This window comes from Streptomyces sp. NRRL S-340 (genome assembly GCF_000720185.1).
In the GTDB taxonomy this organism is placed as follows: Bacteria; Actinomycetota; Actinomycetes; order Streptomycetales; family Streptomycetaceae; genus Streptomyces.
Map to the genome: position 1 here is coordinate 40959 of NZ_JOIY01000008.1, position 24441 is coordinate 65399.

The following is a 24441-nucleotide window of genomic DNA, read 5'->3' on the forward strand; positions in this document are numbered from 1 at the left end:
CCGGAGCGCTCACCGCCCCGCCCGGCTTCAGCGGCTCAACGCCGCCCGCCCGCCCCGACGGTGCTCTCCCGCACCAGCAGCCGGTGCGGCGCCCTGGTGTCGGCGGGCGGAGGGGCCGAGCCGTCGATGATGCCCAGCAGCGTGCCGACGGCGCTGCGGGCGATGTGCGTCTTGTCCGGGGCGACCGTGGTCAGGGAGGGCGAGCTGTACTGGCCCTCCTGGATGCCGTCGACCCCCACGACGGCGATGTCGTCGGGCACCCGCACGCCCGCGCGCGTCAGAGCGTTCATCGCCCCGATGGCCAGCAGGTCGTTGTAGCAGAACACGGCGTCGGGCGGCTCGGGCAGGGCGAGCAGGCGCTCCACGGCCTGCGCGCCGAGGCGGCGGTGGAAGCGCTGGGTGGGGACGATCAGCTCCTCGGCGGCCGTCAGCCCGGCCCGCTCCAGCGCCTGCCGGTACCCGATCGTACGCAACTGCGCCGTCTCGCCGGTGCTGTACGGCTGGTCGCCGATGGCCGCGACGCGCCGCCGGCCGAGGCCGAGCAGGTGCTCCGTCGCCTCCCGGGCCGCGGCGATGTTGTCGATCGCCACATGGTGGAAACTGCCGTTGAAGATGTGCTCGCCGAGCAGGACGAGCGGCACCCGGTTGGTGCGGCTGCGCAGCTCCTCCGCCGAGATGGTCAGCGGGCTCAGCAGCACACCGTCGAACATCGTGGCGCGTGACTCCCGGCCCAGCAGCTCCCGTTCGCGCTGTCCGTCGCCGTCGGTCTGGTCGAGCATGACCACGTACCCGTGGGCGCGGGCGGCGGTGATGACCTCCCGGGCCAGCTCGGCGAAGTACGGCACGTCGAGTTCCGGTACGACGAGGGCGATCATCCCGCTCCGGCCCCGGCGCAGGTTGCGGGCCACCAGGTTCGGCCGGTAGTCGAGTTCGTCCAGCGCCGCCTGCACCCGGGTGCGCAGTTCGTCGGAGACGGGCACCGAGCCGTTGACCACGTTGGACACGGTGCGGATCGAGACCCCGGCGCGTCGGGCGACGTCGCGGAGCGTGGAGCCGGCCATCCAGTTCCCCCTCACAGCCCTCACGGGCTCTTTCCCTCGGCAGTATCGCTGGTCGGCGCCGGTGCGGACCACCGCTGACGCAGGTTGATGTTACTCAGGTATTGCATCGTTGCAATAAGCGCAGCATCATCTCTGCATCGTTGCAGAGCAGTTGGCGGTGACCGCGGGCTGCCGTGCCGATGACGCCTGCGCGCCTTCCCCCCCGCCGCGCACGCGCCCCGGCCCGGCCGGCCCCCCGCGACCGCGTTCCCGCACTTCCGACACCAGGAGCCGACCTCATGTCCAGACCGTCCGTCCCGCGCCGCAGCGTCCTGCGCGGCGCCCTCGGCGCCGGCGCGCTCGCCGTCGCCGCAGGCCCCCTCGCGGCCTGCGCCCCCGGCTCCTCGGCGTCCGCACCGCGCAAACTCACCGGTACGCCCAGCGCCTCGGCCAAGGGCGAGATCACCATCTGGAACCGCTCGGGCGACCTCTTCAAGGTCTTCGAAGCGGCCATCGACGCCTTCCGCAAGGCGTACCCCGGCGTCAAGGTGAACCACCAGGCCGTCGACATCGACAACAAGCTGGCCAACACCCTGATCAGTGGCACCGACGTGCCGGACGGCAGCTTCTGGGACGACGCCAAGATCGGCAGCCAGGCGGAGCACCTGTACGACCTCACGGACCTGATCGCCCCCTACCGCGACAAGACCTCGGCGTACAAACTCTCCGTCAACACCGTCGACGGCCGCATCTACGGCGTGCCCTGGGACCTCGACCCCGGCCTGCTCTGGTACCGCGAGGACCTGCTGGAGGACGCGGGTGTCGACCCGGCGGGCCTGAAGACCTACGCCGACCTGCTGACCGCGGCCCGCTCGCTGAGGGAGAAGAACCCCGCCGCCCGTCCGCTGCACATGGAGAAGGACCCCTTCCTCGGCCAGTTGTGGCTGGAGATGCTCGCGGGCCAGCAGGGCACCAGCCTCGCGGACGCGCACGGCAAGGTGCGCCTGGACTCCAAGGAGTACCGCACCATCCTCAACTGGATCCGGGACGCCGTCGACGACGACCTGGTCACGCACGCCGAATACCTCAAGCAGGCCGACCTCGCCGCCCTGGAGAACGGACAGCAGGCCCTGGTCCCCTGGGCGGTGTGGTGGTCCTTCGCGCCGCAGCAGCTGCTGAAGAAGACCAAGGGCAAGTGGCGGGCCGCCCCCCTGCCGGCCTGGACACCGGGCGGGGCGCGCAGCGGCGCCATGGGCGGCAGCAGCTTCATCATCCCGGCCAAGGCCAAGAACCCCGAACTCGCCTGGCTGCTCTACGAGTTCCTGTGCTTCAAGGAGCCCGGCTACAGCGCGGTCTACGGCCCCAGCGACATCTACCCCGGCGGGCTGACCACCTCCGTGCCCAGCTACACACCCGCCCTGCGGCCCGACAAGCCGCTGATCAAGCCGGTGGCCGCGCTCGGCGGCCAGGACCTGTGGAAGGTCGCCGTGGACGCCGCCGCCACCATCCCGGCCGCCGCACCCATCCCGGCCTGGTGGAACAAGTCGGTCGACTACCTCGGCGACAACCTCCAGCGGCTGATGGAGGGCAAGATGACGCCCGACGACGTCATCGACGACTCCACGAAGAAGATCCAGCGCAACCTGGTGGACCGCGCATGACGCCCACGATCCTCACCCCGGCCCGCCGGGAGCGGCGGGCCACGGCACCGCCGCGCCCCGGACGCACCCGCCGCAGGCCCTTCCTGGCGCCCTACCTGTTCGTCGCGCCGTTCTACGTCGTCTTCGCCGCCTTCGGCCTCTACCCGCTCGTCTTCGCACTCCAGTTGAGCTTCACCGACTGGAAGGGCGCGGGCGCGGCGCGCTTCATCGGGCTGGAGAACTACACCTACCTGCTCACCAGCGAGGAGTTCTGGTCCTCACTGGGCAACAGCGCGGTGATGTGGCTGCTGATCGTGCCCGTGCAGATCGTCGGCGGTCTGGCCGCCGCGGTGCTCCTGGCCAACGCCAGGCTGCGGCTGCGCGGCATGTTCCGGGTCGCGTTCATCGCGCCGTTCGTCACCCCGCTGGTGGCGATGGCCCAGGTCTGGATCGTGGCCTTCGACAAGGACTACGGCCTGGTCAACCACCTGCTGGGCCTGGTGGGCCTGCCCGACGTCGACTGGCTCCAGTCCACCGCCTGGGCCAAACCGACACTCGCCCTGCTGTTCCTGTGGAAGACCACCGGCTTCGCGATCATCATCCTGCTCGCCGGGCTCCAGGCCGTGCCCTCCGACGTGTACGAGGCCGCCGCCCTCGACGGCGCCTCCCGCACCCGGCAGTTCTGGTCGCTGACCCTGCCCCTGGTGCGGCGCAGCATCGCCTTCCTCGTCGTGGTGCAGACCCTCGCCGTGTTCCAGATGTTCGCAGAGCCCCACGTGGTCACCCAGGGCGGCCCGTACGGCTCGACCACGACCGGCGGCCTGTACCTCTACAACCACATCACGACGTCCGACCTCGGGACCGGCGCCGCGAACTCCTTCCTGCTGGTGCTGCTGGTGTTCGCCCTGTCCCTGCTGTCCGTGCGTCTCCTGCGCTCCCGGGACGAGTGACCATGACCAGCCAGACAGTGACCGCGACCGGCCGGAGCGGGAAACCCGGGAACGACCGGAACACCAAGAACACCAAGAACGGCGCCGGCGCCGGGGGCGAGCCGCGCAAGAGCCTTTCCCGGCCACGGCCCAGCGTCTTCCAGTACGTCGTCCTCGGCGTCCTGGCCGTGGTGTTCGTCTACCCCATCTTCTGGGCCGTCAGCTCCTCGCTGAAGCCGCCGGCCGAGATCGTCAGTGACCCGCTGCACTTCTCCCTCGGCTCCCTGACCCTCGACAACTACCGGGCGATGTTCGCCGACGTGCCCATCGGCACCGGCTTCCTCAACACCGTGCTGGTGGTGGCCGTCAAGGGCGCCATGACGATGTTCTTCTGCCCGCTGGCCGGCTATGCCTTCGCCAAGTACCGCTTCCCCGGCAAGGACCTGCTCTTCGGCGTGCTGATGCTCACCCTGATGCTGCCGACGCTGGTGCTGATCATCCCGCTGCTGCTGGAGATGAGCCAGCTCGGCTGGGTCAACACCTACCAGGCGCTCATCCTGCCCGGCAGCATCGACGCCTTCAGCATCTTCTGGATGCGGCAGACCATCGCCGCCGTCCCCGACGAACTCCTGGACGCCGGACGCGTCGACGGCGCGAGCGAGTTCGGCGTCTTCGCCAGGATCGTGGTGCCCGTCATCCGGCCCGGCATCGCCGCCCTCGGCGTGCTCACCGCCATGAACATCTACAACGACTTCGTGTGGCCGGTCGTCGCCGTCAACGACGAGCGGCACCAGACGCTCCAGGTCGTCCTGTCGACCCTCGCGCAGAACGTCACCGGCAACCGCGTCGGCGCCGACTTCGCGAGCGTCTGGGGCGAACTCCTGGCCGCGGGCAGCATCGCGATGCTGCCCGTGCTCGTGGTCTTCGTCCTGCTGCAACGCCACTTCATCAACGGGATCCTCGCGGGCAGCGTCAAGGGCTGACCGCCTCACCGCCACCGCCCCCGAACCCGCGCACCGATCGGAGCACACCCACCCCATGCCCACCGCCGGCACCCCCCGTCCCGAGTACCCCCGCCCCCACTTCGACCGCTCCCACGCCTGGCTCGGCCTCAACGGCACCTGGGACTTCCGCGCCGATCCCGACGCACGGCACGGCGCCGACTCGGGCGACGGCTACGACCAGCGGATCACCGTGCCCTTCGCCTGGGAGACCCCCGCCTCGGGCATCGAGGCGCACTGGCTGCCCACCGCCTGGTACCGGCGCACGTTCACCGTGCCGGCCGACTGGGCCGGGCAGCGCGTCGTCCTGCACTTCGGGGCCGTCCACCACGAGGCCACGGTCTGGGTGAACGGCACCGAGATCGCCCGCCACGAGGGCGGCTACACTCCCTTCTCCGCCGACGTGAGCGACGCCCTCGTCGACGGCGAGCAACTGCTCACCGTGCGCGTCCACGCCCCCGCCGACAAGCGGGACATCGCCCACGGCAAGCAGCGCAGCATGCCCCGCACCGACTACGACGGCGTCTGCTTCACCCCCTCCTCCGGCATCTGGCAGAGCGTCTGGCTGGAGGCCCGCCCCGCCACCCACCTCGCCTCCCTGCGGCTGCGCCCGAACCACGGCCTGACCGGCATCAGCGTCGAGGCCGCCGTGCACGGCCCGGGCGCAGCCGGGGCGTCCCTGGAACTGCGCGTACGCGGCGAGGCCGCCGCCGTGACGGCGACCGCCGGCCCCGACGGAATGATCCGTACCGAACTCCCGCTCGCCGCCCCCCGCCTGTGGTCACCCGAGGACCCGCACCTCTACCACGTCGACGCCGAACTGACCTCCGCCGACGGCACCGACCGGGTCGCCTCCTACACCGGGCTGCGCACCATCGCCGTCGACGGCGAGAACCTGTACCTCAACGGGCGCAGACTCTTCCTGCGGGGCGTCCTCGACCAGGGCTACTGGCCGCGCACCGGCATCACCGCCCCCGACGACTCGGCACTGCGCGACGACCTCCGGCTCGCCGCCGAGGCCGGCTACAACCTCGTACGCAAGCACCTCAAGCTGGAGGATCCCCGCTTCGTCCACCACGCCGACACCCTCGGCATGCTCGTGTGGGCCGAACCCGCCTCCGCGGGACGCTTCTCACCGGCCTCCGTCACCGCGTTCGCCGAGCAGATCGAGCCGATGGTCGAACGCGACGGCAACAGCCCCGCCATCGTCATCTGGGGCCTGTACAACGAGGAATGGGGCCTGGACTGGGACATCCCCGGCGACCCGGCCAAGCAGCGCGCCGCCGCCGACGCCTACGACCGGCTCAAGGCCCTCGACCCCACCCGGCCGGTCGTCGACAACTCCGGCTGGACCCACGTCAGGACGGACCTGCTCGACTGGCACTACTACGACGAGAGCGCCGCCTCCTGGGCCACCACCGTCGCCGACCTCCTCTCCGGCGCGCGCGACGACTTCCCCGTCAAGCTCGGCCCCGACTACGTCGTCCGCAAGAAGCTCGCCGTCCCCACCCAGCCGCTGCGCGGCCTGCCCAACCTCAACAGCGAGTACGGCGGCGGCTTCACCGGCCTGGAGCGCGCCTGGCACCTGCGCTGGCAGACCCAGGAACTGCGCCGCCACGACCGGCTCGCGGGCTACGTCTACACGGAGCTGTACGACATCGAGCACGAGAGCGCGGGCCTGTGGGACTTCCAGCGCGCCGCCAAGGACCTGGCCGGCGTCGACCCGGCGCACGTCAACGCGCCGACCACGCTCGTCCTGGACGTCACCCCGGTCGCACCGGGCCGCGACCTGCTCACCGCCGTGCCCGACTTCACGGTGGACCTGCGCGTCTCCCACCACGGGAGCGACCCGGTCGAGGGCGCCGTGCACACCGCCTGGACGCCGGTGTACGGACCGGCCCCCCAGGAGCCGGGCGGCGCCGTGCCCGGCTGCCGCGCGGAGGCGAAACCGTACGTCCTCGGCGCACCCGTCACCGTGCCCGCGGCCCTGCCCGAGGGCTGGACCAGCGGCCGGCTGCACCTGGCGCTGGTCGTGGACGGCACCGTCGCCGCCCGCACCGCCGTCGACGTGGACACCCGCACCGAGCCGCACATCGGCGACGACCCGGCCGCCGCAGCACACCGCTGACCGGGACCGACCGGCACCACCCACACCACCCGGCACCACCGAAAGGAGTCGATCTGTGCGTACGCAGTCACCCGGACGCAGATCACCCGCCCTGCTCGGCGTCCTCGCCCTGCTCGGGGCGCTGCTGTCCCTGTGGGCGCAGCCCGCCTCGGCCGCCCCCGCCGGCCAGGTACTGGCCTCCCCCGACCTGGCGGCACACCCGCAGGGCGACGACAGCTACCCGCGCGCCGTCCGCCTCGACCACGACGGCTCGTCCGGCCGGACCATGCTGGCCACCTACGCCCAGCGCAACCAGGGCTCCGTCAACGTGCTGCCGATCCACCGCAGCACCGACGGCGGCCGCACCTGGAGCGCCGCGCCCATCTCGACGATCGCCTCGCACACCGCCGGATGGGACATCGAGGCACCCGTCCTCTACGAGGTACCGCGCACCGCGAACGGCCTGAACCAGGGCGACCTGCTCGCCGCCGGCACCGCCTGGAAGGCCGGCGACTACACCACGCAGAAGATCGAGGTCTTCAAGAGCACCGACCAGGGACAGAGCTGGCAGTACCTGTCCGACTGCACCCGCACCAGCGGCCTGCCGAACACCATCGGGCACGGGATCTGGGAGCCCTGGTTCCTGCTCGCCCCGAACAACACGCTGGCCTGCTTCATCTCCGACGAGCGACCCGCGAACAGCCCCACCAACAACCAGGTCATCGGGCACTACACGTCCACCGACGGCGGACACACCTGGAGCGGCGCCCTCACCCAGGACGTCGCCTTCCCCGCCGACAACCTCGCCCGCCCCGGCATGTCCGTGGTCGTCCCGCTGCCGAACGGGACGTTCATGATGGCGTACGAGATGTGCCGGGACGCCACCGACGCCGACCACGCCTGCGAGGTGTACACCAAGACCAGCCCCGACGGTCTGAACTGGGCACCCGCCGACAACCCGGGAACCCTGGTGCGGACCGCCGACGGGCGGCAACTGCTGCACACCCCCTACCTGGCCTGGACCCCGGGCGGCGGACCGCAGGGCACCCTCCTCCTGTCCGGGCAGCGCGTCGTCACCGGACCCACCGGGAACAAGGCCGTGATGGCCGAGTCGGGCACCGTGGTGTTCGCCAACACCCGCCTGGGCGCGGGGGAGTGGACCGAGGTGGAGGCCCCGGTGCTGACCGCGCCGACCGGCGGCTACAACAGCGGTGAACCGTCCTGCCCGGGCTACAGCTCACCGATCGTCCCGGGCGCCGACGGCACCTCCTTCCTCTACCTCAGCGCCACCTGGCTCGGCACCGGCAACCAGTGCCAGGTCCGCTTCGGCACCGGTGCGCTCGGCGGCCCGGTGGGGCAGGTCACGACGCCGTGGACGGCGGGCAAGTGTCTCGACGTCGACACCAACACCAACGGCAACGGCAAGGCCGCCCAGCTGTGGGACTGCAACACGGCCACCGGCCAGCGCTGGTCCGTCGCCCCTGACGGCACTCTGCGCGCGTTCGGCAAGTGCCTGGACATCGACGCCAACGCCACCGCCAACTTCAGCAAGGTGCAGCTGTGGGACTGCGCCGCGGGTGTCGGCGGCCAGCAGTGGCGCCACCAGCCCGACGGCTCTTTGCTGAACCCGCAGTCCGGCCGCTGCCTGGACATCCCGTCCGGCGGCACCGCCAACGGCACGAAGCTGCAGATCTACGACTGCAACGGCCTCGGCACCCAGAAGTGGAACCTGCCCGCGTAGCAGGTCATCCGGCGGCCGCGGCCAAGCCGTAGGCCGGCCGGTCCAGCACGTCCCGGGGAGAGCCGCACGGGATCCGGAGAGGGACAGGGATCCGTTGCGGGCGCCGCCATCCGGGGGTGCTGGACCGGCCACCGGGATGCGCTGGACCGGCGCCGGAGGTGGCGGCCCGTTGCGCGGCCGGGCGGCCGCGGCGTCACCGCGGGGTGTCGTAGGTGTAGAAGCCCTGGCCCGACTTGACGCCCAGGTGTCCCGCGTCGACGTACTTCCTCAGCAGTTCCCTGGGGCCCGAGGGCAGGTGGGGGCGTTCCTGCGCGTAGTGGTTCTCGATGTCCAGGACGACGTCGAGGCCGACCTGGTCCATCATCCTGAAGGGGCCGGCCCCGAGGCCCGTGTTGATCTTCCACATCTCGTCCACGTCCTGGGGGGTGGAGACCCCCTCGGCCACGACCGCGAGCGCCTCGCGCTTGATGGCGGCCCAGACGCGGTTGAAGATGAAGCCGGTGGACTCCTTGCGCGCCAGGAACGGGAAGATGCCGAAGCGCGGGAGTTCACGCCGGAGCAGGTCGACGATCCCCGGGTCGGTGTGTCCGTCGGACATGAGGTCCACCGCGTTCTGCTGCGGCGGCATGTAGAAATGCATGTTCAGCACCCGCTCGGGGTGTGCGACCCGGTCGATGAACTCACCGGTCGCGTACGACGAGGAGTTGCTGGCCAGGATGGTGTCGGGCCCGGCCGCCCGGTCCAGTTCCCCGAAGATCTCCTTCTTCAGGTCGAGGCGTTCCGGGACCGCCTCCACGACCAGCCAGGCGTCCAGCAGTGCTTCGGTCAGGTCGTCGGTGACCGCGACCCGGCCCGGTTCTCCGCCGTCGAGTCCGGCCGCGATCTCGCGCACGTGCTCCTCGACGTAGGCCCGCGCCGCCGCGCTCGGCTCCGGGGACCTGTCGTAGATCCGTACGAGACCGCCGCGAGTGGCGAACATGAGGGCGATCCGCCGGCCGAGCGTGCCGGCGCCGATGACGGCGACCGGCCGGTTCCGGATGTCCTGGGGGAGGGTGAATGCCATGTCTGTCTCCTGTGCTTCGTCGGGTGTCGCGGTGTGCGCAGAGCGCGGCGGCCACCGCGCTCTCCGCGCCGTCGCGGGGCGGCCGGTGCCGGTGCGAGAGCGCTGTCTAGCGCTCCACCAGGCACAGTCCGGTCAGGGGGTACGGGAGCCGGACGATGTCGCGCGGCTCCTGGCCGGCGGCAGGACCGTCCGGCAGCGGAACCGCGCGGATGTGGCCGTGGAGGTCGGAGACGTAGGCGATGCCGGCCTCGCCGTCGACGGCGAGGCCGATCGCCTCCTCGAACCCGTCGGCGAGGATCTCGGGGCGCTGTCCCGCGGCTCCGGCGGGCGGCAGGGGAGCACGGTTGAGCGTGTTCCCGGCGGGCGGGGCCCCGCGGTCGGTCCAGTACAGCCGGTCGCCGTGCAGGTGCAGGTCGATGGGCTCGGGCAGGTCGCTCCACAGCACTTCGATGTCCGTGCGGTCCGCGGCGGTCTGTCCGGCGGGGATGTCCAGCCCGGCGCGCAGGATCCGGCCCCTGCCGCCCTTGGCCGGCCCCTTCTGCGTCCAGTACAGGTGCCCTCGGGCGGGGTCGACCGCCACGCCGACACACTCGCCCGTGATCCCGTCCTCGGGAGGATTGACCACGAGGTCGGTCAGGCCGGTGCCGTCGGCCCGGACCCGGCTGACGCGGCGTCCCTCGCGGTCGCCCCAGTACAGGGTGCCGGCCCCGTCGGTGGTGAGCTGCTTGCCCGTGGTCATCGCCCCGGGCGGGACCAGGTCGCGCCGTTGTCCGCCGTCCGGGCCCAGGGCGTGCACGCCGCCGTCGGGGCGGGAGAAGTCCTGGCCCGCTTCGCCGGGCACGCGGGGATCGCTCACGGGAGTGCCCATCGTCGTCCAGTAGACGGCGGCGGAGTCCGCGGTGATGCCGTCCGGGGCGGGACCGGCGTCCTCCAGGAGGGTGTGCACCCGGCCGTCCGGAAGACTCACCCGCAGCACCTTCCCCGGCAGGATCTGCAGCGCGAGCAGTGTTTTCGGCATGATGGCTTTCCTTGCTCTGTTGCCTCGGTGGCGTGGCCCCGCCCCGGTGGGCGGAAGGGGCGTGGGCGCGGTCTTTCCGGCTCCGGCGCGGGCGTCTTCCGTCCGGGGCGGTCCTCTGCGCTCCGGCGCGGTCACCCTCGCGTCTTGCCGTCCCGGGGCGCGGGACCTTGCCAGCCGAGCGGCCCGAGGACGGAACGGGTGCGCTCGTCGCGCCGGTCCGCGAGGCGTTCGTAGGCTGCTTCCCCGGTGCCGTAGGCCTCTTCGACGGCGTCGAGGACCTCGCCCAGGCGGGCCGGGTCCGGGGTGCCGGTCTCGAAGGTCATCTGCGAGCCGACGTGCTCGACCAGATGGCGCATGCCGGCGGGACCGCCGCCCAGTGACCCGCTCTCGAACGGTCCCGTCACCGCCCAGCGCAGTCCCAGCGAGGCGCGGACGAGGTCGTCGAGTTCCCGGACGCCGATGACGCCCTGCTGCACGAGGTACACCGCCTGGTCGTTGAAGACCTTCTGCAGGCGGTTGCCGACGAAGCCGGGGATCTCCTTGTCCAGCCGGATCGGCAGCTTGCCGAGACCGCGGTACACCTCGAGTGCCCGCTCGACCGTTCCCGCGGCCGTCCGCGGCCCGGGCACCACCTCCACCAGCGGCATGAGTTCCGGCGGGTTGAACGGGTGCCCGATCACGATCCGGCCGGCCGCCGGGTTGCCCCGGGCGATGACCGAGGGCAGCAGGGACGAAGAGGAGGAGGCCAGCACCACGTCGTCCCGTGTGTGCGCGGCCAGGGCCGCGAACATCTCCTCCTTGACCTCGATCCGCTCCGGCCCGGCCTCCTGCACGAAGTCCGCCCCGCTCGCGGCGGCGGCCAGGTCGGCGGTCGCGGTCACCGGACGGCCCGGAAGCTCCCGCCGCACCAGTTCGCGCAGGTCGGGCCGCGGGTCGGTGACGCGTACCTCCCAGCCGGCCTCGTCGAACAGACGGGCCCAGGAGAGACCGATGACACCGGCGCCGACGATCGTCACGACCGCCATGTGAATCACCTCGGAAAAAGGGCGGAGAAGAACTGGCACGGGCCCGGCCCGGCGACCGTCGCCGTCTCGGACGAAGGGACGGGAGCGGTAAGAGGTGAGCGGGCTGGACTGAACGGGGGCGTTCAGTGCCGCGCACTCCGGCGGGCGGTTCCGGTGACCAAGTGGACACCCGATAGGTCGGGTCTGTCCAATATATGATTATCTAGTGAGTGATATGCCCAGTGATATCAGCCTGTCGCGCCGGCTCCTCGAACAGTTCCTCGTGGTCGCTCAGGAGAAACACTTCGGCAGGGCCGCCGAACGGCTCGGCATGAGCCAGCCGCCGCTCAGCCAGTCCATCCAGCGGCTGGAACGCACGGTCGGGGCGCGCCTTCTCGACCGGGGACCCGGCGGTGTCCGGCTGACCGCGGCCGGCGAGGGATTCGCCACCGACGCGCAGCGCCTGCTCGACCTGCAGACCGCGGCCGTGGCCCGGGCCCGCCGCGTGGCGTCGGGCATCAGGGGAGAGGTGCGGGTCGGATACGTGAGCCTGCTGAGCTACCTCTACCTCCCCGCCATGCTGCAGGCCGCGGCAGCCCACCTGCCCGAACTCCGTGTCCACCTGCAGCACGACTCCTCGGCCGGCGTGGTCGACCAGGTCCGCGGCGGGACCCTGGACCTCGGATTCGTCCGCGACCCGGCCCGGCTCACCGGCGACCTCGTCAGCACCGTCATCGCCACCGAGCGGATCGGCGCCGCCCTGCCTGACGGCCACCGGCTGGCCGAGGCGGACGGCATCGATCTCGCGCAGCTCGCCGACGAGGACTTCGTCCTGCCCGACCCGGTCGCACTCCCGGCGCTGGCCGAGCAGGTCCACGTCGCCTGCCGCGAAGCCGGATTCACCCCCCGGGCGGTGGCCGTGGCCGACGACCTCAGCGGCCTGTTCAGCTACGTCGGCGCGGGCCTCTGCGTCAGCCTCGCCCCCGAAGGCCTGCGTCACCTCGCCTTCGCCGGGGTACGACTGGTACCGCTCCGCGGGCGCTCCGGGCACCTCGACACGGCAGTGCACGCCCTCCACCGTCCCGACGCCGACCCCGCGGTGATCCGTCTCCTCGCGGTGGCCCGCAACGCACAGCTCCGGACCCGCTGACCCCGTCGGGGAGGTCGGGACGGTCGCTGACCGTCGTCGTGGAGGCGCTGCCACGAGCCCCCGCACACGCAAGGGCCGGACGGAGTGCGGGCCACGGGCCCGCGGAGCGGCCCCGCACCGCGGCCTGCTGCGCTCCTGGCTCAAGGACGTCCGGCTTGAGACCTTGATCCCGCTGAGCGGCAGCGGCAGCGGCGGCGGCGCCGGACGGCGCCCCTGCGTCCGGCCGTGACGACGTCAGCTGCCGCTCCCTGGAGGAGACGGCCGGCCCGCCGGGATCAGCCGCGCGGGAAGCCGGCCCATGCGGCGATGGCGAAGGTGTCACCGTCCTGTCTGATCTCGGCGGCTCCGTGTCCCGGCCAGTGGGCCGGAATGACGAGTTCGCGCAACTCGGCGGCGCGGGAGAGGTAGGAGGCGCGGGTCCGGGCCGCGAGGGTGAGGTCGTCGCAGAAGCAGCTGTTCCACGCGGGTTCGAGGACCTGGACGGGGCTGTGCAGCATGTCCCCGACGAAGACGGCGCGGTCGGTGCCCGAGCGCAGGGTGAGGACGGAGGAGCCGGGAGTGTGACCCGGCGCGGCCTCCAGCAGCAGGTTGCAGTCGATGCGGTGGGCGCCCTCCCACAGCACCGCCTGCCCGCTGCGGTGGACGGGGGCGATGCTGTCGTCGAAGACGAGCTTGCTGCCCTCCCAGCGGACGCGCTCGTGGTCGTCGCGCGGTGCCCTGCCGCGACCAGGGCCTTGCGGGTCGAAGTAGGCGTTGTCGGCGCGGGGGATCAGGTACGTGGCGTTGGGGAAGGCGGGGACCCATTCGCCGTCGCGCAGCTCGGTGTTCCAGCCGACGTGGTCGTAGTGGATGTGGGTGTTCACGACGACGTCGACGTCCTCGGGCGCGACGCCGGCCGCGCGCAGGCGGTCGGGGAAGTCGGTCTTCAGTCCGGCGAACTGCGGTACCTGCGGGCGCTCCCGGTCGTTGCCGACCCCGGTGTCCACCAGGATGGTCCTGCCCTCGCTGCGCAGGACCCAGGTCTGGATGCGGCAGTGGTAGGCGTCGTCGGCCGCCGTCCAGAAGTCGGGTTCCAGCCACTCCTGGTTGCGTCGCCAGGTGTGCTCGTCGCTCCCGGGGATGACGAAGCGGGCGGTACGGACGGGGCCGGACCATTCGACGACGCGGGTGATCTCCACGTTGCCGAGAGTGATGGTGTCTGCGGGCATACCAGGTCCTCGAGGACGGGTATGGGATGCGGCGGTCGGGGGACCGGGCGCCGGGCGGTTCAGGCGGTGTGCGCCGGTCCGTCCGGCGCGGGTGCGTAACGGGCCAGGAAGGTGCGTACGGCCTCCTCGATCACCACGTCCGCCGAGGGCTGGCCGGCCGTCTCCGTCTCGAAGGCCATCACCCTCGGCCAGACGAGGAACTCCTGGATCAGGCCCATGAACTGGCGGGCCGCCAGGCGGGTGTCCGGGCACCGCAGACGGCCGCCGAGGACCAGGTCGTCGAGGCAGTCCGTGAACGCGTCCGCGATGGGTCCCTTGCCCAGCCGGTAGAACTCCTCGGCGATCCACGGCAGACGCCCCGACTCGCTCACCACGAGCCGGGCGAAACGGATCTGGTCCGTCTCGGCGGCGAAGCGCTGGAGGGACCGGGCGAACCCGCGCAGAACGTCCGCGACGCTCGAACCGGGGGGACTTTCGACGAGCCGGCGGTCCGGGCCGGTGAACGTCGACCAGTGGCGGCGGATCATCTCCCGGAAGACCGTCTCCTTGGACCCGAAGCGGTTGTAGACGGTCTGCCGGGAGACTCCGGCGCGCTCGGCCATCCGCTCCAGGTTGACGCCGTCGTAGCCGTCGGCGAGGAAGAGTTCCTTCGCCGCCGCGAGGATCTTCTCCGCGGAGGCCGGCCCGCGGCCCCCGCGTTCTTCGCGCCGCGTCCCGGGCCGGTCCGCGCTCGGTCGTCCGCTCATGCCGTCCCGCTCCTCGCTCGCATGCCGGGTGAGCCTGCCCGGCCGGGGTGCCCGTGCGGTGGCCGCGCTCCGCACGGGAGCGGCGGGCCGGCCGGTGCCTCGGCGGCCGTGAAGCAGCCGGTCGCAGTGGCGCCCAAGGCGGATTCCCGGCGGCGGACCGTGCCCGCCGCCGGCGAACGGCCGGCTGCCGTCACGCCCGGACCTCAGCCGGTCTTTTACTTTGCAGTACAGTCCAATTGGGGCGGGACAAACCCCTCGGCAAGACCCGGCAGAGCGTCTCGGCCGCGTGCCCGGCCCCTTCCTTCACCCGCCGTCTTCGCCCGCACCCCGGGGCTCGCGGCGCGGGTACCAGGCGACCACCAGGACGCCGACCGCCACCACCAGGACGGCCAGCACGCGCATCGCGGTGTCGAGGGAAGTGGTGAAGTCCGTGACGACGGCGTGCCGCAGGCCGGGCGAGGTCGGACCCTGGGCGGCCAGGCGCTGCTCGGCGGCGGGTACGGTCGTCGGCGCGCCGGGCCCGCGCAGCGGCTCCGGGAGGCCCGCGGTGAACACCCCGGTCACCACGCTGCCGCCGACCGCGACCCCCAGTGCGCTGCCCAGCTCCCGCGCGAGGCTCTGCAACCCCGAGCCCACCGCGGCCCGGTGCGCCGGCAGCGCGGACATCATGCCGTGCGACAGCAGCGGCGTGGCCAGGCCGCACCCGGCCGCGGTGAGCGTCGCCCCGAACGCGTACAGGACGTACGGGGTGTCCGGGCCGACCAGCGAGACCGTGCCCAGACCGGCCGCCAGCACCGCCAGCCCGAACCCGAGCGTCACCCGTGGGCCGGTACTCCGCTGCGCAGCCACCGCCCAACGCGGTGCGAGCAGCAGCGCACCCGCCATCGGCAGCAGCCGCACCCCCGCCCCCAGCGGCGAGCAGCCCTTGGCGTACTGGAGATACTGCCCGTTGACGTAGAACAGGCCGAACATCCCGACGAACACCAGCGCCATCCCGACCGCCCCCGCCCGCACCACCGGCACGGTGAACAGCCGCGGGTCCAGCATCGGATGCTCACGTCGCAGCTCCCAGCCGGCCCAGGCCGCCAGCAGCACCGCCGCGGCACCGAAGCCGCCCAGCACCCGCGTGCTGACCCAGCCCGCCTGCGGGCCGGAGACGATGCCCGACAGCAGCGCGAGGAATCCCGCCGTCAGCAGGCCCGCCGACACCACCGACACCGGCCGGTCGTGCCGCGGTGGTGCCGGGGAGAACGCCACCACCAGGACGAGCGCCGCCAGCGACAGCGGCACCACGCACCAGAACACCGCCCGCCACGAGCCGGTCTGCAGCGCCGCGCCGCCGCCCACGTTGCCCAGCACGGCCGCCAGACCCGTCATCGACGCCCACACCGCCACCAGCCGCGGCCGGCGGCACGCCGGCGCGCCGTCCACCATCAGGGCCAGCGTCGTCGGCAGCACCGCCGCGGCGCCCACACCGCTCACCATCCGGCCCGCGATCACCGCCCCGATGCCCGGCGCCACGGCGCACAGCACGCATCCCGCGGTGAACAGGCCCATGCCCGTGGCCAGGACCCGCCTGCGGCCGAGCCGGTCGGCGAGCGCGCCGCCCGGGACGAGCAGGCAGGCGAAGAACACCACGTAGCCGTCGACCACCCACATCACCGACTCGGCCGACGGGCGCAGCGCGCTGCGCGACAGCGCGGGGACGGCGAGGTTCACCGCGGAGACCATGCCCACCACCAAGGTGACGCACAGACACATCACGGCGACGGTCAGCGGTCCGGGGCCCTGGGCGGCGAGGGCGCCCCGGGTGCCGGACGCGGCCCCCGCCCTGCCCGCCTGCGCGGGCCCGGCCGGCCCGGACGCCGCCCTGCCTGTGGTCCTGGGGCCGGAGTTCACCGTTCGCCTCCTGTCCGTCGTACGCGATCGTCGTCGCGCGGGCCCGGACCGCTGTCCGTGCCGGGACCGGCGTCCGGGTCCGGACCGGCGTCCGGGTCCGGACCGGTGTGCGGGGCTGGGCCGGCGGGTGATGCAGGGTCGGTGTGGCGGTCCGGCGCGGTGCGCGAGCCCGGACCGGCGTACGGGTCCGGACCGGTGGACGAGTCAGGGAGGTCCGGGGCGGCGCGGACGAGTTCGGCACGGAAAGCCAGCCGGTCGCCGCGGATGCGCAGGAACTCCAGGTCCACCGGGCGCCCGTCGGGCAGTCTGGTCAGCCGTTCCACGGTGAACAGCGCCGAGCCGGCCGGGATGTCCAGCAGCGCGCACGTGTGCGGGTCACCGCCCACCGCGTGCACGGTGACACTCGCCGAGCCGAGCCGGCCGCCGGTGGACTGCTCGATGAGACCGAACAGGTCCCGCCCGGCCAGGTCGGCGGCCAGCAGCGGCAGCCCGATGTCCGCGGCCAGGTAGGTCAGGTCGAGGGACAGCGGCACGCCGTCCAGCAGCCGCAGCCGTTCGATGTAGACCACCTGCCCGCCGTCGGGCACGTGCAGCTTGCGCGCCACCTCACCGGGCGGGCGCACCAGGTCCGCGATTCGCACCCGGTTGGTCACCTCGCCGTGCGCGCGCAGCGTCTCGGCCAGGCCGGTCAGCCGCTCCAGCGTGTGCTCGTAGGGCCGCCGCACGATCACCGTGCCCACCCCCTGGCGCCGCTCCAGCACGCCCTCGGCGCGCAGCACGCCCAGCGCCTCGCGGACGGTGTTGCGCGACACCGCGAAGTCTGCGATCAGCACCCGCTCGTCCGGCAGCATGCCCGAGGCGAACTCCCCGGAGGCGATCTGACGCCGGAGCACGTCGGCGACCTGCCGGGCCCGGTCCGCCCGGGTCCGCCGCAGGCTCTCCGGTGCCGGACCCCGCGCACGCGGTCCGCCCGGTCCCGGGTCGGCGTCCGGGAGCGCGGGCTCGGTGGGCGAGGCGTTCATGGGACCTCCGCAACGCGTGGGGGGCGGGGACGGACGGGACGGGCGTACACGCGGGTCCGGCGCGCCTCAGCGGCCGCGGACGCCACGCGTGGCGGTGACCGCGAGGGGGCCGCGCGTCTCGGAGCAGCCGCCGATCGGGCCGACCGTCCCGGCAGGGCACCACGGGCCGCCCGTACGCCGTCCACCGGACCGGCCGTCAGGGACCGTGCCCGTACGCCGTCCACGGGGCCGGCCGGGACGGACCGTGTTCGGCTTGCCGGGCCCCGCGGGTTCCGCCCAAGCTAGGGCGCCGATGTTTCCGGCACGTTACGCCACCCCACCTGACCTGCGCTGACACCCGTGACGTGCGGCGCGGCAGGAGGGGCTGACCCGTTGCGCCACCTCGTCGCCGCGAGAGCAGCGACATGAGGAGCCGGTCGGACTCCGCGCCCAGAGGCCGCCTTCATGTTCCGTCTGCCGAAACTCTTGTTCCGCATGACGGGCTCGCTTAGGGTCGGCGCCTCCGGCTCGGTCGCCCAGCGCGGCCGGGTCTCCCTGTGCGAACACGAAGGAGCGTGCGGTGGTGCAGCAGGCGTCGCAGGACGGGTCGTCGCAGCCGAAGGACGAGGCGGTGGGCGAGGACGGCAGGCACGGCACCGGCGGACGGGCCGACGCGGGGCGGGGCGTGCGGCCGGAAGCGGCCCGCGAGGACGGCGGGACGCGCGGCGTGGGGCGCCGCGGCTTCGTCGTCGGGGCCGGACTGGCCGGAGCCGGCGGCCTGCTCGGCGCCGGCGGGTCCGCCCCGGCGGCTGCCGCCGGACGCGCAGGTCAGGACCCTCACGGCGCTCACGGCCACGGCACTCCCGGACCGGAGGACTTCCGCGCCGAGCGGCTGCTGCTCGTACCCGACGTGGTCCTGCTGGCCGAAGGGCCGGTCAAGGACCGCGCGGTGCTCGTCCAGGACGGCACCTTCCGGGCCGTCGGACCGGTCCGCCGGCTCACCGACGCGCACCGCGACGCCCGCGTCGTGCGGCTGACGGGCCACCTGCTCATGCCGGGCTTCGTGGACGCCCACCACCACCTGACGCAGAGCTTCGGCAAGGCCCAGGCGTTCGGACAGCCCTCGGAGATCTTCAAGACCGTCTGGGAGCCGCTGGAACACGCCCTGGACGAGGAGACCGCCCACCTCTCGGCGAAGCTCGCGGCCCTGGAGGCACTGCGCGGCGGGTTCACCACCGCCGCCGACGCCGGCACCCGCGCGCCCGTCGACGTGGGCGTCATCGCCCAGGCAGCCGAGGAGGCCGGGCTGCGCTGCGTGCTGTCCAAGGTGGTCTCCGACGGCAAGGGCGGCGAGGCACACCTGGAGCGCTTCCGCGGATCCCGGCTGATCCACCCCTCGCTCGCGATACCCGTCCCCGAGGACGCCACCGCCGAGGTGCTGAAGAGGACCGCCGACCTGTGCGCGGACGCCGGCGCGGTCTTCCAGGTCCACGTCAACGAACACCTGGCCGCCGTGGAACGCTCGCTCAAGAGCGTGGGCCGCCGCCCGGTGTCCTACCTGCATCACATCGGCGCCCTCAACGCGCAGACCCTCGGCGCCCACGCCACCCTGCTCACCCCCGACGAGATGCGCATGCTCGCCGACACCGGCGCCGCGGTCAGCTACAACCCGGTGGCCAGCGCCTGGAAGGGCAACGCCGTCGCACACGCCCTGATGTGGCAGGCCCTGGGCATCCGCTTCGGCACCGGCACCGACGGCACCCGCGGCGACGGCTTCCGCCTGGTCGACGCCGCGGAGAGCGCCCAGCGTCTGGCCTACGGCCTGACGACCGGTGACTGCGCGTGCGGCGCCGGCGGCGTGTGGCTCGCCCACGCCACCGCCCTGGGTGCCGACGCGCTCGGGCTCGGCGAGGTGACGGGTGAGATCGCCGTCGGCAAGGCCGCCGACTTCCTGCTCGTCGACCTCCGGGTGCCCGAACTCACCCCGTCCTACGACCTGTCGTGGGAACTGGTCCGGCTGGCCGGCCGCGACCAGATCACCGCGGTCTTCGTGGACGGCAGGCTCCGGCTGTGGCACGGCTGGCCCACCGACTGGGACGGGCCCGCGCTGGTCCGCAAGGCCGCGGAGACGGGACCGGAGGTCGTACGGCGTGCCCGGGTCCAACGCGTGGACCCGGACCCGGACGGCTCCGCCCGCCACCCGGGACGCCTCCGCTCCCGGCCCGCCACGACCGCCCGGTGACCGGTCCGGACCGGCCGCCGCGCCCGCCGTCACCGGGCCTTAGAGCTGCGAACAAAAGTGGGCCCCGGCGGGCGGCGCCCGGCACGCGCCCTCGCCGCGTTGCCGGAAGGCCCTGGCAGCTCCGCTGCAAGGACCTTCCGCACAACAGGGTGGGCCAGGGGTCCGTGGTGCGCGGGGCATCCGGAAACAGCCGGACGAGCACCCGGGAGCAGAGACCGGCGGGCGGGTTCCAGGCGAGCCCGAGCCCTTGGGCCAGATCGTGCGTGTGCACCAGGGCCTCCACGATCCCCATCGCGGCGAAACCCTCGGCGTCGGAGACACCGAAGACGTGGTAGGCGCGAGTCTGCGGGGGAGCCGTGCGCACCATGGCGACCAGCAGGGCGCCGCTGGCCTCCAGCACCTGCAGCAGGCCGGCGGGTCCCGCCTCACGGTCGGCGTGAATCGCGTTCGCGGGACCGCCGGGCCGCCGGCTCTCCCAAAGGAAGGGCACCTCGCCGTCCAGCGGCGGGGTGCTGGGGCCCAGTTGCACGGCGTAGGCGAAGAGGTCGTCGCTGAGGTGCTCGACGGTTTCCCAGCAGTCCCATTCCAGCGAACCGGCTTTCCCGTTCCACGCCGCGGGGGGCGCCTCGCGGAGGGCTGCCACAGCGAGGCGCACGGCGAGGGCGAGGTCGTCCGCGGTCACGGCGGACTGCGAGGGGCCGGTCTCGGCTGATCGGAACATGGCAGGACCGTACCGTGACGGGAAGGGACCACACCCTCCCCTCTCCCGGCGAGGGCCGCGTCGCGGAACGGCAGGCCGTTCCGCTGCACGGCGGGGCGTGACGGCCACCACCGGCCCGGCCTTCCGCGGGGCGGCTGGAAGAGGCCGGTGCGCAGGTGCTGCGCGGAGTTCTCGCGGATCCCGCGCGGCCACGGCCCGCGGACGGCCGGCAGCCGGGCCCGGGTGTGCCGAAACGTGTGCACGTCGGCCCGGAACAGGTGAAGGGGGCGGGGCGGGTGGGGGCCGTCCCGGAGGACGCCCTCGGGTACGGTACGCGGCCCGAAGCCGGAAGCGGCAGGCCGTTCGGTCAAGGACGGTGAGCGGTCATGGGGTGGCGAGGGCGAGGAATTCGCCGCGGGAGCGGGCGTCGGAGCGGAGGAGTCCGAGCAGGGTGGAGGTCATGGTGGTCGAGCCGGTGGCCTGGACACCGCGCAGGGTCATGCAGGAATGCTCGGCTTCGATGACCACGCCGACGCCTTTGGGTTCGAGATGGGTCTGGAGCCAGTCGGCGACCTGCTTGGTCAGACGTTCCTGGACCTGCGGGCGGCAGGCGAAGTGCTCGACGACGCGTGCCAGTTTGGACAGGCCGAGGATCCGGGCGCCGGGCAGGTAACCGACGTGGGCCGTGCCGACGAACGGCAGGAGATGGTGCTCGCAGACGGACCGGACGGGGATCCGGCGGGCCAGGACGAGTTCGTCGTAGCCCTCGTCGTTGGGGAAGGTGGTCAGATCGAAGGGGCGGGGACTGAACAGTTCGGCGTAGGCGCGGGCCATGCGTTCCGGCGTGCCGCGCAGGCTCTCGGAGGCGGTGGAGATGCCGAGGGCGGCGAGGAACTGGCCGGCCGCGGTCTTAGCCGCGGCCAGGTCGATGCCGGCCGGCTCGTGCACGACCCGCAGGGCGGGCCGTGCCGGCGGGGTGTCTTCCTCGTCGCGCGGGTGTATTCGGCCGGTGACGTGCTGCGGCTGCGGGTGCTCCGTCATCTCAGCTGCCTCCGATCCCGAGGGCGGTGAGCAGGACCAGGACCAGGGTGACCACGGCGAACACGCCGTGGGCCAGGACGACCGCCAGGGGGAAGTGACGTTCGGCGGGAACCGTCCCGTCGGCTCCCGGGGCCGTCGCGGCGGCCGGCTCTCCGGCGGTGGCGCCCTCGCGGCGGACCGGGATCCAGCGGGCCAGCATCACGAACCCCAGCAGGGCGACGGGCAGCAACAGGCCGAAAGAGGTCCAGGCCAGGACGCTCTTGTCGGCCACCACGTAGACGATCCACACCACCAGTCCGACCGCCGCCAGGGCGAAGTGGCCGAAGACGACGGGCGCGGGCAGGCGACTGGCGCCGGACTGCTGCTGGCGGATTCCGCCGCGTTGGATCCAGGTGCCGAGCATGTAGAAGCCGCCGAGGGCGGTGACCACCCAGGTGATCAGTGCGGCGATGTCCATGGGGAACTCCCGAATGAGGTGCGTCGAAGGGGCCGTACGGCACCGGCCGTGGCGCGGTCCGTACGGCGCCGGACCGGCCGTGGCGCGGTCCGTACGGCGCCGGACCGGCCGTGGTGCGGTCCGTACGGTCTCAGGCGGCCGGGCGGGTGCTGCGCGCGCGCCCGGCGGCGGCGTATCCCTCGGCCTGGGTGCGTTCGTCGGCGACTCGGACGCCGTAGCGGTAGGCGAGCCTGCCGCCGAGGAACCCCGACACGCCCAGCACGGCGAGGCTGACCGCGGACAGGGCGAGCCTGCCCCAGCCGACGCTTGCGCCGCCGGTGTAGCCGCTCTGGCGCCACAGGAAGTTGACGGCGTAGGCGACCGTCACCAGCAGGTTCAGCGTCATGTGGACGAGGGCGGTACGGAAGGCCCGGGTCCCCGCGGGGATCGCGAACAGGTCGAGGAACCCGGCCAGGGCCGCCAGCAGGGCGCCGGCCACCCCGACCGCGATCAGCCACTCCGAGCCCTGGGTCAGGAAACCCGGCCGGTGGACCACGTGGGAGGCGATGTCGAACACCAGGCTGGTCACCCAGGCGCCGATCGGCACAGTGACCAGGACCGGGTGGAACGGATGGCCGTACGGGCCGGCCAGCAAGGCGCTGACCGGGCGTTTGGCCTGAAGCTGTGAATCACCGGACATCACAACTCCCTCCTCTGGTTTCACCAACAAGTCTTGGTCTTATTGGAGCGGGCCGTCAAGGGGCCGAGGGCAGTGGCGTGGCGGGAACATTTGTGTCCACGCGGATGGGGGTTATGGTGGGGGTTGTGGATTCTGATCGGACTGCTCCGGCCGGCACGGCCGACAGCGCCATCGAATGCGTCAGTGTCCTGAGTGAGGACTCGCGGCGGCGTATGTTCGCGTTCATTCGCCGTGCGGGTCACGCGGTCACGCGTGACGAGGCCGCCGAGAGCGTGGGGATCTCCCGCAAGCTCGCCGCCTTCCACCTCGACAAGCTCGTCGACGCCGGTCTGCTGCGCGCCCGTTACGAGACGCCGGGAGGGATCCGGAAGGTCGGCAGGCGGCCCAAGGTCTACGAGCCCAGCGACGCCCAGATCACCGTCAGCATCCCCGACCGGCGGCACGAACTGCTGGCGGACCTCCTCCTGGACGCGGTCCTGACCGAGGAGGCCGACGAGAACGCCACGCAGGCGGCTCTGCGGACGGCCCGGCAGCGTGGCCGTCAGCTGGGTGCCGCGGCGCGGGAGGAGACCCGTCCCGGACGTCTGGGTCCCGAGCGCGGGCTGACGGCCTGCGAGGGGCTGCTGGAGGAGTACGGCTACGAACCCGCCCGGGAGACCTCCACCCGGCTGCGTCTGCGCAACTGTCCGTTCCACCCGCTGGCCGCGAAGGCCCCCGGCCTGGTCTGCGGCATGAACCAGGCCTTCCTCAGCGGCTACCTCACCGGCCTCGAGGTCAACGGCATCGAGGCGGTTCTGGCCCCTGAGCCCGGCGCGTGCTGCGTACGCCTGGACCCCAACGACACCGATCGTGATGACCAGATGTCCCAGGACCACTGACCCGGCACCGGCGACCCGCTCCCGCGCGCCACCGATCCGGCGCACACGACCGTGCCCGCGGCGGAAGGCCCGGGCGGGTCGGGGACCCGCCCGTGTCCGCCGCCTGCGGCACGCACCCGTGACCGGTGCTCGATGTCCGGTCGAGCTGGGGGAAACGCCCGTTCTGGCGTTCCAACCGGAGCACAGTCATGTTGACCAAATACATCCTGAACTCTTCGAACCCTTCGAAGCCCGCGAACTCTCCGGGCTCTCTGCAGTCTCCTGCCTCGTCCACGGGACCGGTGGCCCGGTCGGCTCCCACCGCCGTGCCGACGGCGGCCGCGGACTGCGGACTGCTGCTGCTACGGCTCACTTTCGGCCTGCTGATGGCCGGACACGGAGCACAGAAAGTCTTCGGGCTTTTCGGGGGCCCGGGGCTGACGGCGACCGGCAAAGGGTTCGCTGCCCTGGGCTACCACCCGGGCCGGCTCTTCGCCGTGGTCGGGGGCATGTCCGAGATGCTCGGCGGCCTCGGTCTGGCTGTGGGACTGCTGACGCCCCTGGCCGGTGCCGCCCTGATCGGTGTCATGATCAATGCGATGGTCACGGTCACCGGCGGCCACGGCCTGTGGGAGACGAACGGCGGCGTCGAGTACAGCGTGTGCATCGCCGTCGTCGCGCTGGCCGTCGTCGCCATCGGGCCGGGTCGGCTGGCCGCGGACCGCCCCTTCCGCTGGGGCAAGGGCGGCTGGAAGGAAGCGGCCTTCGCTCTCGGCCTGGCCGGCATCGCCGCGGCGATCACGCTCACTCTGTAGGGGCGGAGCACCCACTGACCGCGGCCGGCCGCCGCGCTGCGACCTGGTCGACCACCGCGAGCGTGATGCGATCGAGGGCGGGATCAGCCGGCCGGCTCCGCCG

Annotated in this window: 20 protein-coding genes and 1 pseudogene; 9 read left to right on the forward strand and 12 right to left on the reverse strand. The window is 72.8% G+C overall.

The window, feature by feature from the left end:
* Positions 1–35: 35 nt before the first annotated feature.
* Positions 36–1061: a LacI family DNA-binding transcriptional regulator gene (locus tag IG64_RS07575; RefSeq protein ID WP_037853469.1), complete on the reverse strand. Its 1026-nt coding sequence runs from the start codon at positions 1059–1061 to the stop codon at positions 36–38.
* Between the two features lie 278 nt (positions 1062–1339).
* Here IG64_RS07575 and IG64_RS07580 point away from each other — a divergent pair, with 278 nt between their 5' ends.
* The 5 genes from IG64_RS07580 to IG64_RS07600 are packed head-to-tail and all read left to right on the forward strand — an operon-like array spanning position 1340 to position 8458.
* Positions 1340–2701 carry an ABC transporter substrate-binding protein gene (locus tag IG64_RS07580; RefSeq protein WP_037853472.1) on the forward strand — a complete coding sequence of 454 codons (1362 nt, stop codon included), beginning with the start codon at positions 1340–1342 and terminating at the stop codon, positions 2699–2701.
* On the forward strand, positions 2698–3630 hold the full coding sequence (locus tag IG64_RS07585; RefSeq protein ID WP_037853474.1) for a carbohydrate ABC transporter permease: 933 nt from the start codon (positions 2698–2700) through the stop codon (positions 3628–3630). Before IG64_RS07580 ends, IG64_RS07585 begins: the two co-directional genes overlap by 4 nt.
* A 2-nt stretch (positions 3631–3632) precedes the next feature.
* Positions 3633–4592 (forward strand): carbohydrate ABC transporter permease, encoded by a 960-nt coding sequence (locus IG64_RS07590; protein WP_078883845.1) that lies wholly within the window; start codon positions 3633–3635, stop codon positions 4590–4592.
* 55 nt (positions 4593–4647) lie between these two features.
* On the forward strand, positions 4648–6738 hold the full coding sequence (locus IG64_RS07595; protein ID WP_037853476.1) for a glycoside hydrolase family 2 protein: 2091 nt from the start codon (positions 4648–4650) through the stop codon (positions 6736–6738).
* A gap of 55 nt (positions 6739–6793) precedes the next feature.
* On the forward strand, positions 6794–8458 hold the full coding sequence (locus IG64_RS07600) for a sialidase family protein (protein WP_037853478.1): 1665 nt from the start codon (positions 6794–6796) through the stop codon (positions 8456–8458).
* A gap of 193 nt (positions 8459–8651) precedes the next feature.
* On the opposite strand, the gene IG64_RS07605 is transcribed toward IG64_RS07600, so the two are convergent.
* The 3 genes from IG64_RS07605 to IG64_RS07615 form a co-directional block, all read right to left on the reverse strand.
* Positions 8652–9521: a 3-hydroxyacyl-CoA dehydrogenase family protein gene (locus IG64_RS07605; RefSeq protein WP_037853480.1), complete on the reverse strand. Its 870-nt coding sequence runs from the start codon at positions 9519–9521 to the stop codon at positions 8652–8654.
* 106 nt (positions 9522–9627) lie between these two features.
* Positions 9628–10539 (reverse strand): hypothetical protein, encoded by a 912-nt coding sequence (locus tag IG64_RS07610; RefSeq protein WP_037853483.1) that lies wholly within the window; start codon positions 10537–10539, stop codon positions 9628–9630.
* 131 nt (positions 10540–10670) lie between these two features.
* The gene (locus IG64_RS07615) at positions 10671–11564 is read right to left on the reverse strand and encodes a 3-hydroxyacyl-CoA dehydrogenase NAD-binding domain-containing protein (protein ID WP_037853486.1); all 894 of its coding nucleotides are present in this window, start codon (positions 11562–11564) and stop codon (positions 10671–10673) included.
* A 214-nt stretch (positions 11565–11778) separates the two neighbouring features.
* On the opposite strand from IG64_RS07615, the gene IG64_RS07620 reads away from it, so the two are divergent.
* Positions 11779–12693, forward strand: coding sequence for a LysR family transcriptional regulator (locus tag IG64_RS07620; RefSeq protein ID WP_037853488.1), 915 nt, complete (start codon positions 11779–11781; stop codon positions 12691–12693).
* A 275-nt stretch (positions 12694–12968) separates the two neighbouring features.
* Here the strand turns inward: IG64_RS07620 and IG64_RS07625 are convergent, their stop codons facing one another.
* The 4 genes from IG64_RS07625 to IG64_RS07640 form a co-directional block, all read right to left on the reverse strand.
* Positions 12969–13901 carry an MBL fold metallo-hydrolase gene (locus IG64_RS07625; protein ID WP_037853489.1) on the reverse strand — a complete coding sequence of 311 codons (933 nt, stop codon included), beginning with the start codon at positions 13899–13901 and terminating at the stop codon, positions 12969–12971.
* Between the two features lie 59 nt (positions 13902–13960).
* Complete coding sequence (locus IG64_RS07630) at positions 13961–14647, reverse strand: TetR/AcrR family transcriptional regulator (RefSeq protein ID WP_037853492.1); 687 nt, start codon at positions 14645–14647, stop codon at positions 13961–13963.
* 303 nt (positions 14648–14950) lie between these two features.
* Entirely contained in the window at positions 14951–16546 is a 1596-nt protein-coding gene (locus IG64_RS07635) for an MFS transporter (protein ID WP_051812466.1), read from the reverse strand.
* Complete coding sequence (locus tag IG64_RS07640) at positions 16543–17568, reverse strand: GntR family transcriptional regulator (protein WP_063758762.1); 1026 nt, start codon at positions 17566–17568, stop codon at positions 16543–16545. Before IG64_RS07640 ends, IG64_RS07635 begins: the two co-directional genes overlap by 4 nt.
* 889 nt (positions 17569–18457) lie before the next feature.
* Between IG64_RS07640 and IG64_RS07645 the strand changes: the two genes are divergently transcribed.
* Positions 18458–19789, forward strand: a complete 1332-nt coding sequence (locus IG64_RS07645) for an amidohydrolase family protein (protein WP_420709898.1) — start codon at positions 18458–18460, stop codon at positions 19787–19789.
* 67 nt (positions 19790–19856) lie between these two features.
* Here IG64_RS07645 and IG64_RS41985 read toward each other — a convergent pair.
* The 4 genes and pseudogenes from IG64_RS41985 to IG64_RS07665 all read right to left on the reverse strand — a co-directional run.
* Positions 19857–20510: pseudogene (locus tag IG64_RS41985) on the reverse strand (hypothetical protein); the annotation flags it as partial.
* A gap of 363 nt (positions 20511–20873) precedes the next feature.
* Positions 20874–21530 (reverse strand): GTP cyclohydrolase I FolE, encoded by a 657-nt coding sequence (folE, locus tag IG64_RS07655; RefSeq protein WP_078883846.1) that lies wholly within the window; start codon positions 21528–21530, stop codon positions 20874–20876.
* A gap of 1 nt (position 21531) precedes the next feature.
* Complete coding sequence (locus tag IG64_RS07660) at positions 21532–21987, reverse strand: hypothetical protein (RefSeq protein WP_037853497.1); 456 nt, start codon at positions 21985–21987, stop codon at positions 21532–21534.
* Positions 21988–22117: 130 nt separating this feature from the next.
* A complete protein-coding gene (locus tag IG64_RS07665; protein ID WP_037853499.1) occupies positions 22118–22666 on the reverse strand; it encodes a DUF2231 domain-containing protein in 549 nt (182 codons plus the stop codon).
* A gap of 212 nt (positions 22667–22878) precedes the next feature.
* On the opposite strand from IG64_RS07665, the gene IG64_RS07670 reads away from it, so the two are divergent.
* Positions 22879–23544, forward strand: a complete 666-nt coding sequence (locus tag IG64_RS07670; RefSeq protein WP_234438422.1) for a helix-turn-helix transcriptional regulator — start codon at positions 22879–22881, stop codon at positions 23542–23544.
* 281 nt (positions 23545–23825) lie between these two features.
* Positions 23826–24338 carry a DoxX family protein gene (locus IG64_RS07675; RefSeq protein WP_267883396.1) on the forward strand — a complete coding sequence of 171 codons (513 nt, stop codon included), beginning with the start codon at positions 23826–23828 and terminating at the stop codon, positions 24336–24338.
* Positions 24339–24441: the final 103 nt, after the last annotated feature.

Excerpts from the sequence above, each read along its gene's own strand:
- IG64_RS07590 (WP_078883845.1), top strand. The coding sequence starts at position 3,633 with ATGACCAGCCAGACAGTGACCGCGACCGGCCGGAGCGGGAAACCCGGG.
- IG64_RS07595 (WP_037853476.1), top strand. The coding sequence starts at position 4,648 with ATGCCCACCGCCGGCACCCCCCGTCCCGAGTACCCCCGCCCCCACTTC.
- IG64_RS07620 (WP_037853488.1), top strand. The coding sequence starts at position 11,779 with ATGCCCAGTGATATCAGCCTGTCGCGCCGGCTCCTCGAACAGTTCCTC.
- IG64_RS07575 (WP_037853469.1), bottom strand. The coding sequence starts at position 1,061 with ATGGCCGGCTCCACGCTCCGCGACGTCGCCCGACGCGCCGGGGTCTCG.
- IG64_RS07660 (WP_037853497.1), bottom strand. The coding sequence starts at position 21,987 with ATGGACATCGCCGCACTGATCACCTGGGTGGTCACCGCCCTCGGCGGC.
- IG64_RS07605 (WP_037853480.1), bottom strand. The coding sequence starts at position 9,521 with ATGGCATTCACCCTCCCCCAGGACATCCGGAACCGGCCGGTCGCCGTC.
- IG64_RS07615 (WP_037853486.1), bottom strand. The coding sequence starts at position 11,564 with ATGGCGGTCGTGACGATCGTCGGCGCCGGTGTCATCGGTCTCTCCTGG.
- folE (WP_078883846.1), bottom strand. The coding sequence starts at position 21,530 with ATGACGGAGCACCCGCAGCCGCAGCACGTCACCGGCCGAATACACCCG.
- IG64_RS07640 (WP_063758762.1), bottom strand. The coding sequence starts at position 17,568 with ATGAACGCCTCGCCCACCGAGCCCGCGCTCCCGGACGCCGACCCGGGA.
- IG64_RS07625 (WP_037853489.1), bottom strand. The coding sequence starts at position 13,901 with ATGCCCGCAGACACCATCACTCTCGGCAACGTGGAGATCACCCGCGTC.
- IG64_RS07585 (WP_037853474.1), top strand. The coding sequence starts at position 2,698 with ATGACGCCCACGATCCTCACCCCGGCCCGCCGGGAGCGGCGGGCCACG.
- IG64_RS07580 (WP_037853472.1), top strand. The coding sequence starts at position 1,340 with ATGTCCAGACCGTCCGTCCCGCGCCGCAGCGTCCTGCGCGGCGCCCTC.
- IG64_RS07610 (WP_037853483.1), bottom strand. The coding sequence starts at position 10,539 with ATGCCGAAAACACTGCTCGCGCTGCAGATCCTGCCGGGGAAGGTGCTG.
- IG64_RS07670 (WP_234438422.1), top strand. The coding sequence starts at position 22,879 with ATGTTCGCGTTCATTCGCCGTGCGGGTCACGCGGTCACGCGTGACGAG.
- IG64_RS07630 (WP_037853492.1), bottom strand. The coding sequence starts at position 14,647 with ATGAGCGGACGACCGAGCGCGGACCGGCCCGGGACGCGGCGCGAAGAA.
- IG64_RS07665 (WP_037853499.1), bottom strand. The coding sequence starts at position 22,666 with ATGTCCGGTGATTCACAGCTTCAGGCCAAACGCCCGGTCAGCGCCTTG.